This is a genomic window from Mesorhizobium sp. GW821-FHT04C10 (assembly GCF_059420305.1).
The window spans coordinates 2,750,198-2,765,469 of the sequence record NZ_JBWKTL010000001.1 but is presented as its reverse complement, the minus strand read 5'-3'; the positions used below and the strand labels follow the sequence as shown (position 1 = coordinate 2,765,469).

General features: G+C 63.2%; 14 protein-coding genes and 1 pseudogene. 6 read left to right on the top strand and 9 right to left on the bottom strand.

What is annotated here, in order from left to right:
• Window positions 1-5: 5 nt before the first annotated feature.
• The 4 genes from AC07UC_RS13385 to AC07UC_RS13370 all read right to left on the bottom strand — a co-directional run bounded on the left by AC07UC_RS13385 (window position 6) and on the right by AC07UC_RS13370 (window position 4,256).
• Window positions 6-947, bottom strand: a complete 942-nt coding sequence (locus AC07UC_RS13385) for an IS110 family transposase (protein WP_494903677.1) — start codon at window positions 945-947, stop codon at window positions 6-8.
• Window positions 948-1,388: 441 nt separating this feature from the next.
• Window positions 1,389-2,255, bottom strand: coding sequence for an SDR family oxidoreductase (locus tag AC07UC_RS13380; RefSeq protein WP_494906178.1), 867 nt, complete (start codon window positions 2,253-2,255; stop codon window positions 1,389-1,391).
• A 487-nt stretch (window positions 2,256-2,742) separates the two neighbouring features.
• Window positions 2,743-3,375, bottom strand: coding sequence for a helix-turn-helix transcriptional regulator (locus AC07UC_RS13375; RefSeq protein ID WP_494906177.1), 633 nt, complete (start codon window positions 3,373-3,375; stop codon window positions 2,743-2,745).
• An 8-nt stretch (window positions 3,376-3,383) separates the two neighbouring features.
• Window positions 3,384-4,256 carry a S1C family serine protease gene (locus tag AC07UC_RS13370; protein WP_140774586.1) on the bottom strand — a complete coding sequence of 291 codons (873 nt, stop codon included), beginning with the start codon at window positions 4,254-4,256 and terminating at the stop codon, window positions 3,384-3,386.
• Between the two features lie 226 nt (window positions 4,257-4,482).
• On the opposite strand from AC07UC_RS13370, the gene AC07UC_RS13365 reads away from it, so the two are divergent.
• Window positions 4,483-5,433 (top strand): S1C family serine protease, encoded by a 951-nt coding sequence (locus AC07UC_RS13365; protein WP_494906176.1) that lies wholly within the window; start codon window positions 4,483-4,485, stop codon window positions 5,431-5,433.
• Between the two features lie 260 nt (window positions 5,434-5,693).
• Here the strand turns inward: AC07UC_RS13365 and AC07UC_RS13360 are convergent, their stop codons facing one another.
• Complete coding sequence (locus AC07UC_RS13360) at window positions 5,694-6,119, bottom strand: VOC family protein (RefSeq protein WP_494906175.1); 426 nt, start codon at window positions 6,117-6,119, stop codon at window positions 5,694-5,696.
• Between the two features lie 66 nt (window positions 6,120-6,185).
• Between AC07UC_RS13360 and AC07UC_RS13355 the strand changes: the two genes are divergently transcribed.
• On the top strand, window positions 6,186-6,812 hold the full coding sequence (locus tag AC07UC_RS13355) for a TetR/AcrR family transcriptional regulator (protein WP_494906173.1): 627 nt from the start codon (window positions 6,186-6,188) through the stop codon (window positions 6,810-6,812).
• Here the strand turns inward: AC07UC_RS13355 and AC07UC_RS13350 are convergent.
• Window positions 6,745-7,701: a LysR family transcriptional regulator gene (locus AC07UC_RS13350; RefSeq protein WP_494906171.1), complete on the bottom strand. Its 957-nt coding sequence runs from the start codon at window positions 7,699-7,701 to the stop codon at window positions 6,745-6,747. The genes AC07UC_RS13355 and AC07UC_RS13350 overlap by 68 nt on opposite strands.
• 108 nt (window positions 7,702-7,809) lie before the next feature.
• On the opposite strand from AC07UC_RS13350, the gene AC07UC_RS13345 reads away from it, so the two are divergent.
• The 4 genes and pseudogenes from AC07UC_RS13345 to AC07UC_RS13330 all read left to right on the top strand — a co-directional run.
• Window positions 7,810-8,451 (top strand): FMN-dependent NADH-azoreductase, encoded by a 642-nt coding sequence (locus tag AC07UC_RS13345; protein WP_494906169.1) that lies wholly within the window; start codon window positions 7,810-7,812, stop codon window positions 8,449-8,451.
• A 274-nt stretch (window positions 8,452-8,725) separates the two neighbouring features.
• Entirely contained in the window at window positions 8,726-10,432 is a 1,707-nt protein-coding gene (locus tag AC07UC_RS13340) for an Hsp70 family protein (RefSeq protein WP_494906168.1), read from the top strand.
• Window positions 10,422-11,456 (top strand): hypothetical protein, encoded by a 1,035-nt coding sequence (locus tag AC07UC_RS13335; protein WP_494906166.1) that lies wholly within the window; start codon window positions 10,422-10,424, stop codon window positions 11,454-11,456. The genes AC07UC_RS13340 and AC07UC_RS13335 overlap by 11 nt, the downstream gene beginning before the upstream one ends.
• A 70-nt stretch (window positions 11,457-11,526) precedes the next feature.
• Window positions 11,527-11,796, top strand: a pseudogene (locus AC07UC_RS13330) (NAD(P)H-dependent oxidoreductase); the annotation flags it as partial.
• A 52-nt stretch (window positions 11,797-11,848) separates the two neighbouring features.
• Here AC07UC_RS13330 and AC07UC_RS13325 read toward each other — a convergent pair.
• The 3 genes from AC07UC_RS13325 to AC07UC_RS13315 all read right to left on the bottom strand — a co-directional run bounded on the left by AC07UC_RS13325 (window position 11,849) and on the right by AC07UC_RS13315 (window position 15,157).
• Window positions 11,849-13,069, bottom strand: a complete 1,221-nt coding sequence (locus tag AC07UC_RS13325) for an ROK family transcriptional regulator (protein WP_494906164.1) — start codon at window positions 13,067-13,069, stop codon at window positions 11,849-11,851.
• A 141-nt stretch (window positions 13,070-13,210) separates the two neighbouring features.
• The gene (locus tag AC07UC_RS13320) at window positions 13,211-14,233 is read right to left on the bottom strand and encodes an SIS domain-containing protein (RefSeq protein WP_494906162.1); all 1,023 of its coding nucleotides are present in this window, start codon (window positions 14,231-14,233) and stop codon (window positions 13,211-13,213) included.
• The gene (locus tag AC07UC_RS13315; RefSeq protein WP_494906160.1) at window positions 14,234-15,157 is read right to left on the bottom strand and encodes a BadF/BadG/BcrA/BcrD ATPase family protein; all 924 of its coding nucleotides are present in this window, start codon (window positions 15,155-15,157) and stop codon (window positions 14,234-14,236) included. It lies immediately after the preceding gene.
• Window positions 15,158-15,272: the final 115 nt, after the last annotated feature.

The following is a 15,272-nucleotide window of genomic DNA, read 5'->3' as shown; positions in this document are numbered from 1 at the left end:
CGTCATCAACTCTGAGGAATGGTGGCGTCTCTGAGCCTGGCGTTTAGGGTGACGACGATCTTTCGCATGACTGCAGCGATGGCCACCATTGGCTTTTTGCCGTTGGCGATGAGGTGTTTGTAGAAGGTTGCGAACTCGCCCCTTCCGGCAGCGGCGTGCAATGCGGGCATGTAGAGCATGCTCCTGATCTCCGGTCGTCCGCCACGGATTTTGCGGTAGCCTTGCTTTTGTCCGCTGTCGTTTGGATGAGGCGCGAGCCCTGCAAGCGCGGCAGCCTTTCGACGTGTCATGGTGCCGAGTTCGGGCAAGATGGCCAGCAGCTTGGCGGCCACGATTGGGCCGAGACTGTCCATGGCCGTGCAGATGGCGGCTCGATGCTTGAGGGCGCTGCTGTTGGCGATCAGCTCGCGCATGGCTGCATCGATCGCCTGGATCTGACGCTCGACGACTTTGATCACGGCCTCGAAGGAGGCGGCGAGGTCTCGAGCACTAGGTGCCTTGGCGCGGTTCTTCTCGGCGATCTTGATGGCGATGAGCTCCTGGCGGCGGCGCACCAAGGCGCGCAAGCGGGTCTCGTCGGGGTCCGGAGCCTGCCAAAGGGTCAGCTTTTCCCAGCGTTCGCGGCCGTAGGCCCTCAACATCGCGGCATCGATGGCATCGCTCTTCCCGTGGGTGCCGTAGGAGCGGATGAAGCTCTTGACCTTGAGCGTGTCGGCGCGATGGCAGGCGATGCCGGCACGCAGGCACTCTTCGAGCAGCAGGCCTTCATGGCCACCGGTCGGTTCACAGACCACAAGGTCTGCCTGCTTGTGGCTCTTGAGGAAGGCGCGGATCGTGCGTCGCTGGTTGTCGATGACATGGGTGGTGGTGCCATCGGCGGCGGTGATGGTGTCCTTGGCGATATCGAGGCCGAGGCACAGTTTCGGTTGTTGATGCAAGAAGGCCATGCTGGTGGTATCCTTGTCAGGCTTCGGATTGTTTGCGGGCGTGGCGCGAGCCAGCGGCCAATCAACTCTCCAAGCGATGGCGGACAAAGACGGCAGGGACCATGATGACGTCGGGTGTTGCCCGATCCCAGGGACGGTCGCCTGCCGCCGGGACTGCCGGTTGTGATGGGCCGCAGTCCCGGCCGCCAGACTACCCGATCCTTCTCAAACAATCCTAGGGCGGAGCAGCCGCGCAGCGGCGTCGCGGAGACCCTGGGATCCATTCCGTGACCTTAGACGTGTAGTGCAGCGGTGCAGAATTCTGGACCGTAGTGACGCTTTGGAGTCCCGGCATGGATCCCGGGGTCTGCGCCGCGTCGCTGCGCTCCTTGCTTCGCTCTAGGATGACGAAGCTACGGCTGTTGGAGCCAATCTCGAAATGAAGTGCTCTGCGTCGAAGGGCTAGTAGATATTCTTGATCTTGCTGTCCGTCCGCGCAAACACCTCGTCCGGCACGAAAAAGTCGCCAGCCAGCGGTCCGGTCGCATCGGGCGCATAGACCGAAAAGTCGCTGACGCCCTCGGCGCGCAGCACTTCCTCGTCGATGTAGAAATTGCCTGATGCCTCGCGCGACGGCCGCATGAAGATGGCATGCGCGGCGTCGGCCATGATGTCGGGCGACCGGCTCATTGCCGCCACCGTGGCGCCACCCAGCAGATTGCGCACCGCCGCCGTATCGATGGTCGAGATCGGCCACAGCGAATTGACCGCGATACCGTCCTTGGCGAATTCGGCGCTCATGCCCAGCGTGCACATCGACATGCCGAACTTGGCCATGGTGTAGGCGACATGGTTCTTGAACCACTTGGCCTTCATGTCGAGCGGCGGCGCCAGATTCAGGATGTGAGGATTGCTGGCTAACTTCAGGTGCGGAATGCACATTTTGGAGACCAGGAAGGTGCCCCGCGTGTTGATCTGGTGCATCAGATCATAGCGCTTCATGTCGGTCTCCAGCGTGCCGGTGAGCTGGATGGCGCTGGCGTTGTTGACGCAGATGTCGATGCCGCCGAATCTTTCGACGGTCCTTGCAACCGCCTCGGCGACCTGCGCCTCCTCGCGGATGTCACACAGCACGGGCAGCGCCTTGCCGCCGGCCTGCTCGATCTCTTCGGCGGCGGTATAGATCGTGCCGGGCAGCTTCGGATGCGGCTCGGCGGTCTTGGCCGCGATCGTCACATTGGCGCCGTCGCGCGCCGCGCGCAGCGCGATCGCCAGTCCGATGCCGCGCGATCCGCCGGAGATGAACAGCGTCTTTCCCTTGAGCGACATTTTTCCCTCCGGTGGCTTTGGCTCTTTGCGCGATCCTTGCCTGTGGCGCTGCGGGATACAAGAGGCTGAGGTACTATGCCATGGTGACGTTGCGGAGGGTCTCACAGAACTTGGGTTCCTCGCCCCCACATATGTGCTACGCCATGCACACATTTTCTGTGACTTGCATGACTTGATCGGTGCGAGGCTTGATTGCCATGTGGTTCCCCCAATCCGTCGCTGCTTCGCAGCGCCACCTTTCCCCCCTCCGGAGGGAAAGGAAGGGAGCCTAGCAAGATAAGCGTTGACGGCAAAAAGCCTGGCGCCTTTCCTCTACCCCGTCGATCGGGGGAGAGGTGGCTCGGCGAAGCCGAGACGGAGTGGGGGTCGACCAGCGCCGCATAAGAAAATGCATGCGCAAGCTGCCATGCACGCTATCGCCAAGACCAGCTGCTTGGAATGTGTGCATCCCGTAGCATGTTTGCGGGGGCGAGGAACCCAAGCTTTTCTAAACCAGCACCAGCCCCTGCCGCATCGCAATCGCAATGGCGTCGGTACGATTTGCAGCCCCCAGCTTGATCAGGATCGCGGCGACGTGGAACTTCGCCGTGTGCACGGAGATACTGAGCCGCCGCGCGATCACCTTGTTGGGCGCGCCTTCGGCGAGCAGCGCCAGCACTTCCGCCTCGCGCGGCGAAAGTGCCGGGCGAACGGCATGGTCGTCGGCCGGTTCATCCTCGAACGGCGCACCCTCGCCCGTATGGAAATCCTCATCGCGTCCGTGGCCGCCATCGCCGGTGACGCGATAGCCGGCCGCCGCCAGCCGCGCCGCCGCGGCGATCAGCAGATCATCGGCGCCAGCGGGCATTATGGCGAACACCTCGCCGGCGGGCCGCTCGCCGCCAGCACGCCCCAGCAACACCCGTGGAACCGAGGCCGGCACGGCATCTCCGCTCCTGTCGTCGATGATGGCGACGTCGGCCCTGCCGCCGCCGGCCACCACCGGCAGCAGGTCATCGCTGGCGGCAAGCGTGGCGGCCAGGCGCTCGGCGCGCGCGGCATCGCCAAGCGCGATCAGCACCACAAGCCGCCGCGAAGCAGCACCGTCACTCATGATCCGGTCGCTGGAGAGCGCTTCCATCAATCCTCTCAGCTCAGCGGCTTTTCGCCGATGGTCAATGTCACATCGCGCTGTTCACCGCCGCGCACCACGCCAAGCGTCACGGAAACCCCGGCGCTGTCAGGGCCGAGCCTGCGGATCAGGTCGCGCGGGCCATGCACCGCCTCGCCATTCCAAGCCACGATGATGTCGCCGAGGGAAAGGCCAGCGGCCTTGGCCGGGCCATTGTCGTCGAGGCTCATCACCATCGCGCCCTTCGCGTCACGGTCGCGCACCGGATGCAGGCCCGCGCCGAGGTAACCGCGGGCGACGTGCCCCTTCTCGCGCAGGGTCGCGACCGCGCGTTCGATCGTCTCATAGGGCATGACCAGCGCCCGGCCGCGCGGCCCGAACAGAAGCATGCCGATCAGCCCGCCCTTGGCGTCGAGCACCGGACCGCCCTCGAAACGGCCGCCGGCGCCGACGGCCAGATTGATGCGCCGGTCGATCGTGCCGCCGCGCATCGAGCGCCAGGCCGGGCCGACTTCGCCGACCGAGCCCGACACGGCCAGCGCCGAGCCCTGGCTGTTGCCGATGGCAATGGCGACATTGCCGGGCCGTACCGCGTCGGCCTTGGCCAGCGGCGCGGCATTCACGGCAGTGGCCGGCTTCAGCAGGGCAACGCCCGTCGAAGGATCGCGGCCGGTGAGCTCGGCCTTCACCGTCTCGCCCGAAGCCAGCGTCAGCTCGATCTCCTCGCCGGCCTCGACCGCCTCCTCGGCGGTGACGAAATAGCCGTCGCTCCAGTGGAAGGCGCTTGCCGTGCGGTGATGATGGGTCGTGAAGCTCGCGGTCGCCGGCGCCGCTTGTGCCGCAAGGTCGGCAACGGCTTGCGAAAACGCATTCAGATTGAAGTCACTCATGATGGTCTCCTGGGGTTCGTCATGTCCCAGATATCGCCCGACGGCGCCCCTGGAGGTACTCGCCTGACGGCTAGTTGGCGGTTTGACTGGCCATCTGGTCAGGTCGCGGCGGTTCCGGCCGCTCCGCACATATAGTGCGTGTTGCCCAAAAGTGCTCAGCGGTTTTGGGACAACGATATGCACAAGACAAAAGGCGTCGTTACGCCTGAAAACACGGAGCCCGCCCATGGCCCTCGCCGCCGCCAAATTCCAATCCGATGACACGCTGCTCGACGCCTATTCCATGACGGTCGCCGACGCTGTCGACCGCATCGGCCCGGCCGTCTGCCGCATCGAACGCATTGGTGGCCAGGGCGGCCATGGTTCCGGCTTCGTGATTGCGCCGGACGGGCTGGTCGTCACCAACTTCCATGTCGTGGGTGACGCAAAAACAGTGCGCGTGTCGATGCCCGACGGCGCTTCCAGCGAGGGCCGCGTGCTCGGCCGCGATCCCGACACCGATATCGCCCTGGTGCGGGCCGACGGCAGCTTTGCCGATGTCGCGCCGCTGGGCGATTCCAAGCGGCTCAGGCGCGGCCAGATCGCCATTGCCATCGGCAATCCGCTCGGCTTCGAATGGACGGTCACGTCAGGCGTCGTCTCCGCACTTGGCCGCTCGATGCGCGCCTCGACCGGCCGGCTGATCGACGACGTCATCCAGACCGATGCGGCACTCAATCCCGGCAATTCCGGCGGGCCGCTGGTGTCGTCGGCGGGCGAAGTCATCGGCGTCAACACCGCCATGATCCACGGCGCGCAAGGCATCGCCTTCGCGGTCGCCTCCAACACGGCCAATTTCGTCATCTCGGAGATCATCCGCTTCGGCCGCGTGCGACGCGCCTTCATCGGCATCTCGGCCGACACCACCAATCTGCCGCGCCGCGCCGCCCTGCTGTCGCAGGTGTCGACCAGCACGGCAGTGCGGCTGCGCAGCGTCGAGAAGAATGGCCCGGCGGACAAGGCCGGCCTCAAGGAGGGCGACATCATCGCGGCAATAGACGGGCGCCCGGTCACCGGCGTCGACGACCTCGTGCGCATGCTCGACGCCGAGCGCATCGGCCGCGAGACGCTGTGCACGGTGGTGCGCCGCACCGGCGTCAGCCAGGTGGCGGTGACGCCGGTGGCACGGGCGGGCTGATCGCCTATCGCTGCTGGAAAACGCGCGTCAGCGCCGCCCCTCATCCGCCTGCCGCCACCTTCTCCCCGTATATTGACGGGGAGAAGGTGGCTGGGCGCAACCTCGGCGCTCTTCTTGCAAGGTTGATGGCTGGCGAAATCGCCGATGAGGGCGTCTTTCTCCCCGTCACTATACGGGGAGAAATGCCCGGCAGGGCAATGAGGGGCAGCGCGGACTTCAGCGATAAATAAATCTGGCCACAGCCCTCCCGGAACAGTCGCTCACACCCCCGCGGCGCCCTCGGCGTACTGCGCCAGAAATTCCTCGCTGGGCGGGATCGGTTTGATGACGTCGATCAGCACGCCGTTGGGATCCCTGGTGATGAAATGGCGCTGGCCGAAGGGTTCGTCGCGCAGTGTTCGCAGAACCGGCAGGCCGGCGGCCAGAACCCGCTGGTAGACCGCATCAGGATCGCGAACCTCGAAATTGATCAGCAGGCCCGAGATGCGCCCTCGCCCCTCTTCCGGGATGGTTTCGTGGTCGCCCTGGACGATGCCCAGATTGACCCGCTTGTTCTCGGCGGATTGCAGATGCACGTACCAGTCGCTTTCAAACAGCGGCTGGAAGCCGAAATGCTTGACGTAGAAGGCCGCCGTGCCGGCAACGTCGCCGGTCATCAGCACCGGGTAATAGCTGGTGGTCTTCATCTTTCCTTCTCCCTGGGCATAACATACAGTCTGTATGTAAGTCGAATTAACATACAGGCTGTATGTATGCAACAGGATTCCGGACGCCGTTCCAACCGCGACCGCACCGAGGCAACACGCGCCGATTTGATCGCGGCGGCGCGGAAGCTGTTCACCGAGAAATCCTATGCCGAGACCGGCACGCCGGAGATCGTCGTCGCGGCCGGCGTGACGCGCGGCGCGCTCTACCACCACTTCGCCGACAAGCAGGCGCTGTTTGCCGCCGTGGTCGAGCAGGAGGCGCAGGCGGTGGCGGACGAGATCGACCGCGCCTCGCCACCCTCGCTCGAAGCCCGCGATGCGCTCATCGCCGGATCCGACGCCTATCTCGCCGCCATGCGCCTGCCCGGCCGCACGCGGCTGTTGCTGCTCGACGGCCCGGCCGTGCTCGGCCGCGTCGCCATGGATGCGGTCGACAACCGCCACGGCAACCGCTCGCTGCGCGAAGGCCTGGTCGCGGCGATGCGGGCCAACATGGTGGCGAGATTGCCTGTGGATGCACTGACCGCGATGCTTGCCTCCGCCTTCGACCGCGCCGCGCTCGCCATCGAGGCCGGCGCTTCAGCCGAGGATTATCGCGCCGTGCTCATGGCGCTGATTGACGGATTGTCTCCAGCTCCTCGCCAGGCACCTCGCCCGGCTCGAACTCGTTGAAGCAGCCGAGCCCGCGTTTGAACCGTTCGATCAGCCAGGCGGCGGCCGGCTTCGGGCTGCGATCGGTGCGGTGCATGGCAAACAGCGGCGAATTCACTTCCTTGTAGGGTTCGAGATCAAGTTCAACGAGGCGGCCGGCAGCCAGGTCGTCGGCGATCAGCCAACGCGGCAGCCCGCCCCAGCCCAGCCCCTCGCGCATCAGCATGTGTTTGGTGCGCACGTCCGTCAGCCGCCATGTCCGGTAGGCAAAGACGCCATAGTCGCGCCCCTTGGTGCGCTCGGACTGGTCGGTGACGACAAGCTGGATATGCTCGCGCACATCCTCGATCGCCACGGGCTTCGGCAATTGTGCCAACGGGTGGCTGGGTGCAGCGGCCGGAACCAGTGTCATGAAGCCAATGCGAATGAGATGCACGTCGACCTCGCCGAGAAGGCCACCAATGCCAAGATCGGCTTGTCCGCTGACGACGTGATCTGGAATCACGCCGAGCGTGCCGATATGCAGGCGCAGCATCACGGTCGGAAACTGCGCCTCGAATGCCTTCAGCACGCGCACCAGCACCGGTGCGGGCAACTGCACATCGACCGACAGCGCGACTTCCGCCTCAAGCCCATGATGGTGGCCATCGACCCGAGAGCGCATGCGCTGCAGGACGCCGATCATGCGCCTTGCATCCTCCAGCATCGCCCGGCCTATCTCGGTCAGCTGCGGCTCGCGGGTGCCCTCGCGTTCGAAAAGCTTCAGCCCAAGCTGCGCCTCGAGATTGGCGATGCCATAGCTGATGACCGATTGGGCCCGGTTGAGCTTGCGGCCGGCGGCCGAGAAGCTTCCGGTATCGGCGACGGCGACAAGGATCTGAAGCTGATCGAGGGTCGGATTTGGCTGCATCAATGTATCTATTTTGTGGATGGATCGTATAGAAAATATACCAGTTTATCTGATGGGTTAATAGCCCCATATGTGGCGGGACAATTCATTCCACTGGAGAGACCCGCTATGTCCATTCTTCTTGTAACCTCGAGCCCGCGTGGCGCTGCCTCGCATTCAACCCGCATCGCCACCGAATTCGCCGAGAAACTCCTCGCGGCCGATCCGTCGAACACGCTTGTCGTGCGCGACCTCGTCGCCAACCCGCTGCCGCATATCGATGCCGACTATTCAACCGGCATCTACACGCCCGCCGAAGCCCGCACACCGCGCCAGGCTGAAGTCGTCGGCGTCTCCGACGTCGTGCTCGACGAGCTGTTCGCCGCCGACACGGTGATCTTGGCCACCGGCTTCATCAACTTCAACATCTCCTCGACGCTGAAGTCCTGGGTCGATCACATCGCCCGTTCCGGCAGGAGCTTTGCCTATGGCGAGAACGGCCCCAAGGGTCTCGTCACCGGCAAGAAGGTCTATATCGTGCTGGCTTCGGGCGGCATCTATTCGGAAGGCGCTGCCGTCCAGTTCGATCACGCGGTTCCCTATCTGCGCGGCGTGCTCGGCTTCCTGGGCATGACCGATGTCGACGTCATCCGCATCGAAGGCGTCGGCATGGGCCCTGACGCGGTGACATCAGCGCTCGCCAAGGCGACCGCCAAGGTCGACGCGGTGGTGGCGACGACCGCAAAAGGGCAGGTCGCAGCGGCTGCGTAAGCGTCAGCCATTCTAGACCTGACTTGAAAAGGCAGGCGCTCCGGCGCCTGCCTTTTTTGTTGTTCCACGAACGTCGACTGGAACGGAGCAGCGCGTATATTGGGACGCGCCGCGATATCGCCACGTAACCTTGTGCGCGCTGTCGTCGAATCCTCTTCACATGTGTCTGATTATTCAGATAAGTCCAGTTTTAAGTTTTTTGCCAAGTATAGCATGCGCAAGTCACATGCGTTAAAAATGACAAGCTACCTCAAAACCTCTGACGGAGACTTGTTTGTCCGAATTCCCAGTTCTCGGCATTGACCTTGGCACGACCAACTCGTTGGTAGCTCATTTTACCGACGAAGGCCCCATATTGATCCCCAATGCTGTCGGCGGTTTTCTGACGCCTTCTGCCGTAGGGCTTAGCGACAGTGGTGACTTGCTGGTCGGCCAGGCCGCCAAGGACAGGCTCGTGTCCAATCCCGATTTAAGCACGGCACGATTCAAGCGTTATATGGGCACGGACCATATGGTTCGTCTCGGACGCAAGACATTTCGCCCGGAAGAGTTGTCCGCGTTCATTCTGCGCTCCTTGAAAGCAGACGCCGAGGCGCATCTCCAGCGCCCTATTGACGATGCGGTTATTTCCGTGCCGGCCTACTTCAACGACGTGCAACGCAAGGCAACGATCGCTGCCGCACAACTCGCGGGCCTTAAGGTAAGCCGGCTGATCAATGAGCCGACCGCGGCGGCCTTGGCTTATGGGCTGCATCGCAAGGGCGATGAAAGCACCTTTCTTGTCGTGGATCTTGGCGGCGGCACATTCGACGTTTCAATTCTGGAGATGTTTTCTGGCGTCATGGAGGTGCGGGCGTCGGCCGGGGACGCATTTCTGGGCGGAGAAGACTTCACGGATATCCTTGTAGCGTTGCTGGCCAAGGATCTTGGCCGTGATGATTTGGGAAAGGGAGATCTGTCACGGCTGCGTGCGCTGGCTGACGAAGCAAAGCACAAGCTTTCAATCAGCCAAGACGCAGATATCCGATATGTCCTGGACGGCGAACAGAAGCATCTTTCTCTCTCTGCCGATCGCTTTGAGGAGGCAACGACGCAGTTAGTCAACCGGATGAAGGCCCCTTTACAGCGCGCGATGCGCGACGCAAACCTGGGCAACGACCAGATCGATCGTATCATACTCGTTGGCGGCGCAACGAGAATGCCAATCATCAAGTCTGCAATAACCAAGCTTTTCAAGCGTTTTCCAGAACATGATCACGACCCCGATCATGTCGTGGCCCTGGGCGCGGCGGTACAGGCCGGGCTTGCTTCCCGGCATCAGGCACTCGACGACATCGTCATGACCGATGTTGCACCCTTCACCTTGGGTATCGAGACAAGCCATCGAGTTGGACCGAACGACCCGACGCTGCCCGGGTATTTTGCTCCAATCATCGAGCGCAACACGGTTATTCCAGCGAGCCGGGTTGAGCGTTTCCATGCTGTAGCTCCCGGCCAGAAAGAAGTGAAACTCAATGTCTTTCAGGGTGAGGCGCCGCTGGTACGCGACAATGTTAAGATAGGCACATTGAGCGTTCCTATTCCCGTCAACCGCAATGCAAATGAAGCGGTCGATGTTCGATTTACCTACGATACGTCCGGAGTGCTCGAAGTCATCGCAACGGTCGTCACCGATGGCAAGGCTCATCGACTTGTCATAGAAGGCAATCCGGGCGCTCTTTCGCAAAAAGACATTCTGCAACGCCTGGCGGAACTTGAACGGATCAAGATCCATCCACGCGAAGAAGCGGTTAACGCAGCGCTTGTCGCGCGCATCACGAAAGCTTTTGAAAATGCCTTGGGTCCGCAACGCAAGGTGTTGTCGACATGGCTTGGGGAATTCGAGGCGATCCTTGCCCGGCAATATCCCAAGGAAATCGCCGCCGCGCGATCCCAGATTACGGAAGAGCTCGAAGCGTTAGAGAATTACGATGTCTATTAATGCGTTTTCCATGCTCGGAATATCCGACCGGGAAGACGTCACCGAAGGCGAAATCAAGCGCGCATACGCTACAAAACTCAAACTGATCAACGTCAATGAAGATCGCGACGGCTTCATTGCATTGCGTCAGGCATTCGAGCAGGCGCGCGATCAAGTCAAAAGACGGGAGTATTTCAGGGAAATTACTTCGCCTAACGAGACACAAATTGCCGAAGACACCGACGCGACCGCGTTGAAGAACGTGCCACTATCCGACGAGAGTGCGGTTCCCACTATCCTCGAAGCACACGCTTTGCGGACCATGGAAGATGATATCGAGACGCTCCTTATCGAAAACATCGAACCAAATGCGTCGAAAGAAACGGCTCTTGCCCGCACGGCTTCAATTGCCATCGAAGCGCCCGCCCTGCGCGCCATGAAAGCTGTCGAAACACTTATCGCCGAACCATCGAAATGGCAGAGAATAGACAGTTGGCTGGCAATTCTGGATGGCGAGTTCCTACAGACGATCGATGACATTCAAGAGTTTGAAACCCGCATGCGGGCCTATGTTTGCGAGCAATCAGGCTTTGGCGAGCGGCAGCGTCCGTTGGCCGAGCCCTGGATGACGCCGCGCCTGCTTGACTTGCTTGACGAACGATTTCGCTGGACACGCAATCGCGGATCGAACCATTGGGAGCGTCAACAGCTTGACTGGTTGCACGCGCTAATCGATCCTGAGACGGCACCCCAATATCGTATTGCGTCCACGCCGCGACAGGACCCTGAGCCCGAAACGATCGCACCATCGAGCCAAACCACCGGTTCGGCGGGTCGATCACCTGTTACCGGGTGGCTATGGGTTATGATCATCTTTGTGCTCATCAAACTTGCCGCCGCTCTTTCGGGCTCAAATGAGCCCGCGAAAACATTCCCGCGACCCGATGCCACACAACAAGTACCCGCAGGCGTTCTTGGCGATCTCTGTCGTAATCTGTCGTTTGACGGATGTTTCAAAAAGATGACTGGGATACCGAAGCCATAAGCCAAAAAATTATCGAACGGAAATCGGGGGAAGATAAACAATCGGTGCCATGTTGGCACCGCAGGCCCTCGAGAGCGGCTCCAAGGGCCTCGTCACAGGCAAGGAGGTCTATATCGTGCTGGCTTCGGGCGGCATCTATTCCGAGGGCGCGGCCGTGCAGTTCGATCACGCCATTACCTATCTGCGCGGCGTGCTCGGCTTCCTCGGCATGACCGATGTCGACGTCATCCGCATCGAAGGTGTCGGCATGGGCCCTGACGCGGTGACATCAGCGCTCGCCAAGGCGACCGCCAAGGTCGACGCCGTGGTGGCTGGCCAGCAGATTGCCGCGGCTGCCTAAAGCACCGAGCATCTAAATTCGAAGGCAGGCGCCCGCGCCTGCCTTTCTTTTTTCAGACGTCCTTTGCCTGAGCGACCGTCGCCTCTTGCGTCACTTCGGACAGCGGCGGCAGTACAACAGCCGGATGGCGGCCTTCGCGCAGCATCAGCCCAAGGCTGTAATCGACAGCCAGCTTCATCGCGCCGAGCGCCGTGCCGCCGTCTTCCAGCGAGCTGACGGCGATCCGCGTCGGCCAGGCAAGTTCCGCCGCGACATGCGCGACATTGTCTGTCATCAGCGGGTTTCTGCCGACGCCGCCGCCAAGCACGATCAGCCCGGGGTCGAGCATGCCGATGCAGCCCGCCGCCAGCCTGCCGATATCGGCGGCATGGCGCGCCACGGCCGCCACCGCCGGCGGCGAGCCCTCCAGGGCACGCGCGAACAGATCCTTGGCCGAGTCCGGCGGTGCTCCTTCCTGTGCTGGCCAGTCGACACGGCAGCGCTCGATCAGCGCCCGCGAGCCGAGATAGTGTTCCAGCCCCTCACGATAGGGCGTCTCGCTGGTCGACCACGGAAACGGCATGCGGCCGATTTCGCCGGCCGCACCGCCGGCGCCGCGAAACAGGCGCCCCTCGGTGATGAAGCCGAGGCCGACCCGCACGCCAACCTGCAGGAAGGCGAAGGTCTGGTGGCCTTGCGCGGCGCCAAAATGCATTTCGCCAATGGCCGCGCAGTTGACGTTGTTTTCCAGGATGATCGGCACCTCGATGCTGCGGCGCAGCAGGCCAAGCACGGCCGACGGCCCACCAGGGCGGTCAAAACGATCGTTGGACACGATGCGCGGCACGGCCACCGCAATGGCGCGCAGCGCGCGAAAACTCCTGGCCACCCCAGCCATTGTGGCACGCGCCGCCGACAGCACGACGGCACCGACCTCGTCGGCATCGCCGGCTATCGTTTCCGGGATCGGTTCTTCCGCGGACGCCAGCTTCTGTGCGTCCATCGAATAGGCGACGGCGCGCACCTGCGCGGCGCCGACATCGATGCCGATCGCATAGCCCGCACCCGGGCCGATGCCGTAGATCGTCGCCGTGCGGCCGATGGCGCCGCGCTCCAGTCCACGCGAGGCGACGAGGCCGAGCGCGCTCAGTTCCGAGACCGCCGCCGACATGGTCGGCTTCGACAGGTCGAGCATGGCGCCGAGCTTCGGCCGTGTCACCGGCCCGTGCGAAGCGAGCAGGCGCAGCACGGCGCGGGCGCTGTCGGTCAGATTGGGGATTTCCACAGCCGCCATCTCAGCCGTTCGACCTTTGCCCGAAATCCTGCCTCCAGTCGGTGAAAGCGAGATTGCCGCCCCGACTCGAAAGCCGCATCCCTCCCTCAATGCCCTATTGCCAGCCGGTTTGGCAATTTCCACGCCATCCGAGCAGAGACGTCAGACTTCCGTCGGCGACCACGGCTTCAGTTTGGTGTCGGTCTGGCGATAGCGGAAGGTGATGTCGGTGAGCCCGGCCGCGTCCTGCATGTCGCCGACGACGAGTTGGATGGCGATGATTTCCAATATGGCGTCCGCCATGGCGTTGCCGAGCGCCGGGATGGAGATCACCACCAGCCTTTCGGCATCGGCGACATCCGTGCGCCTCGTCACCAGCACGCAAGGACAGCCGAAGCCGGCCATGTCCTGCGCGATCTTGACCTCGCGGCCGTCGCCGAGGGCGATCACGCCGGTGGCCGCATCCTGCGATTCCATCGGCCCATGCAGATAGTTCAGCGTATCCCATCCCGAGGCGGGCACCCGAACGGCTTCGCGGATCAGCATCGCCGCCTCGCCGGCATTGGCGAAGCCGACACCGGCGCCGACAATATCGATTGACGTGCTGCCCTGCAGCAGCCGCGCCGCTTGCCCGGCCGCCCGCTGCGCGCCTGAGAGGACGGTGGCGACCGCACCGGGCAACCGCGTCCAGTCGAAACCGTTGCCGGCAAGCCTGTCGATCAGCATGCCGAGCGCCAGCAAGGTCCCTGTGTAGCCCGTCGAACTGGCCCCATTGTCGGCACCCGAATCCGCGGCCAGCACCGCGCCGGTCAGATCAACCAGCGGATTGTCGCTGCCCCGGCAGACCGCCAGGCGCGGCGCCGCTGATGCCTCGCGCATGACATCGTAGATTTCGCGGCTCTGCCCCGAAGCCGAGAGCGCGATGAAGGCGTCGGCGGCTTCATCCGTGCGGCCATAGAGATCGGTCGGCGTATAGGCGAAAGCCCTGATGCCGGAAGCGCGCAGGTACAGCGCGCCGGCCAGCGCCGCCTGATAGCTGGCGCCGATGCCCGCAAGCCCGATCGTCTTGCCGGCAAAAGCGCTGAGATCGAGCCCCTCGAGCGCCGCGGCCACCGAACCCCGGCCGATCTCGAGACTTTCCGTCTGGCGCGCCACCGCCTGGCGATAACCGATACGCTTCTGCATTCAAATGGCTCCAATTTGTGAGGACAACCCTTGCCCGACGAGCAGTCGCCTGGCCAAGGCGACCGCGCCAAGCACCGGCGGCTCGCGCAACAGCAGCACCTGGGTCGACGGCGACACTTTTGCCATGGCCTCGACGAATGCCGTCATCAGCATCGGCTGCTCTGAAATGACACCGCCACCGGCCACGACAAGGGCGGGATTGGCCCCGCGTTCGATCAACAGTTCGACCAACGCGGCAAGCCCTGCCCCACCTTCCTGGATGACGCGGGTTGCCAGCATCGAGCCGGCGATCGCCGCATCGAACACGGCGTTGGCATAACGGCCCCAGACCGCGGCACCGCGGATTTCGTTGAGCAGGATACCGAGCTTGGTCTGGTCGTCGGTGTTGAGTTCGCGCATCAGCGCGCCAATCAGCGGATCGCCCTGCTGACCCCGATCGAGGCTGTGCCGGATCGCCTTCGCGGCCTCGCGCACCAGCGCCGGCGCGCTGCCCTCGTCGCCGAGGATCCAGCCCCAGCCGCCGGCCGCCAGCATCTTGCCGTCGGCCGTCCGCGCCACCGCGATGGAGCCGGTGCCGGAGACGACACCGATGCCATCGACATGGCCGGCGGCCGGCACCATCAGTTCGGCGTCATTGACCACCTGCACCGAACCGCCGGTCCTGTCCGCCAGCAGCGCCTGGAAGCGCAGGCATTGTTCCCCCGTGTCGCAGCCATGGGCGCCGACCGCCAACGCGGCGGGCGCGACGCCGCCACACAGATTGGTGACGATGCCGGCCAATGTCGTCGCATCGGTCTCCATCTGGCGAATGCGCCAGCTCTCCGTCACCAGCACCTCGTCGGCGATCATGCGCTCGCCCAGATACGCCATGATGCGCGTCTTGGTGCCGCCGATATCCACGCCTGCAATGATTTTCTGGGTCACCGATATCCACCGCGCACGCCGGACGAAGCGGGCTGCCGCGTCCAATTCACATTAGTTAGGAAACTTTACAAACTATCTTTCCAGACGGCAAGAACTATGATTTGATAATCGTCGT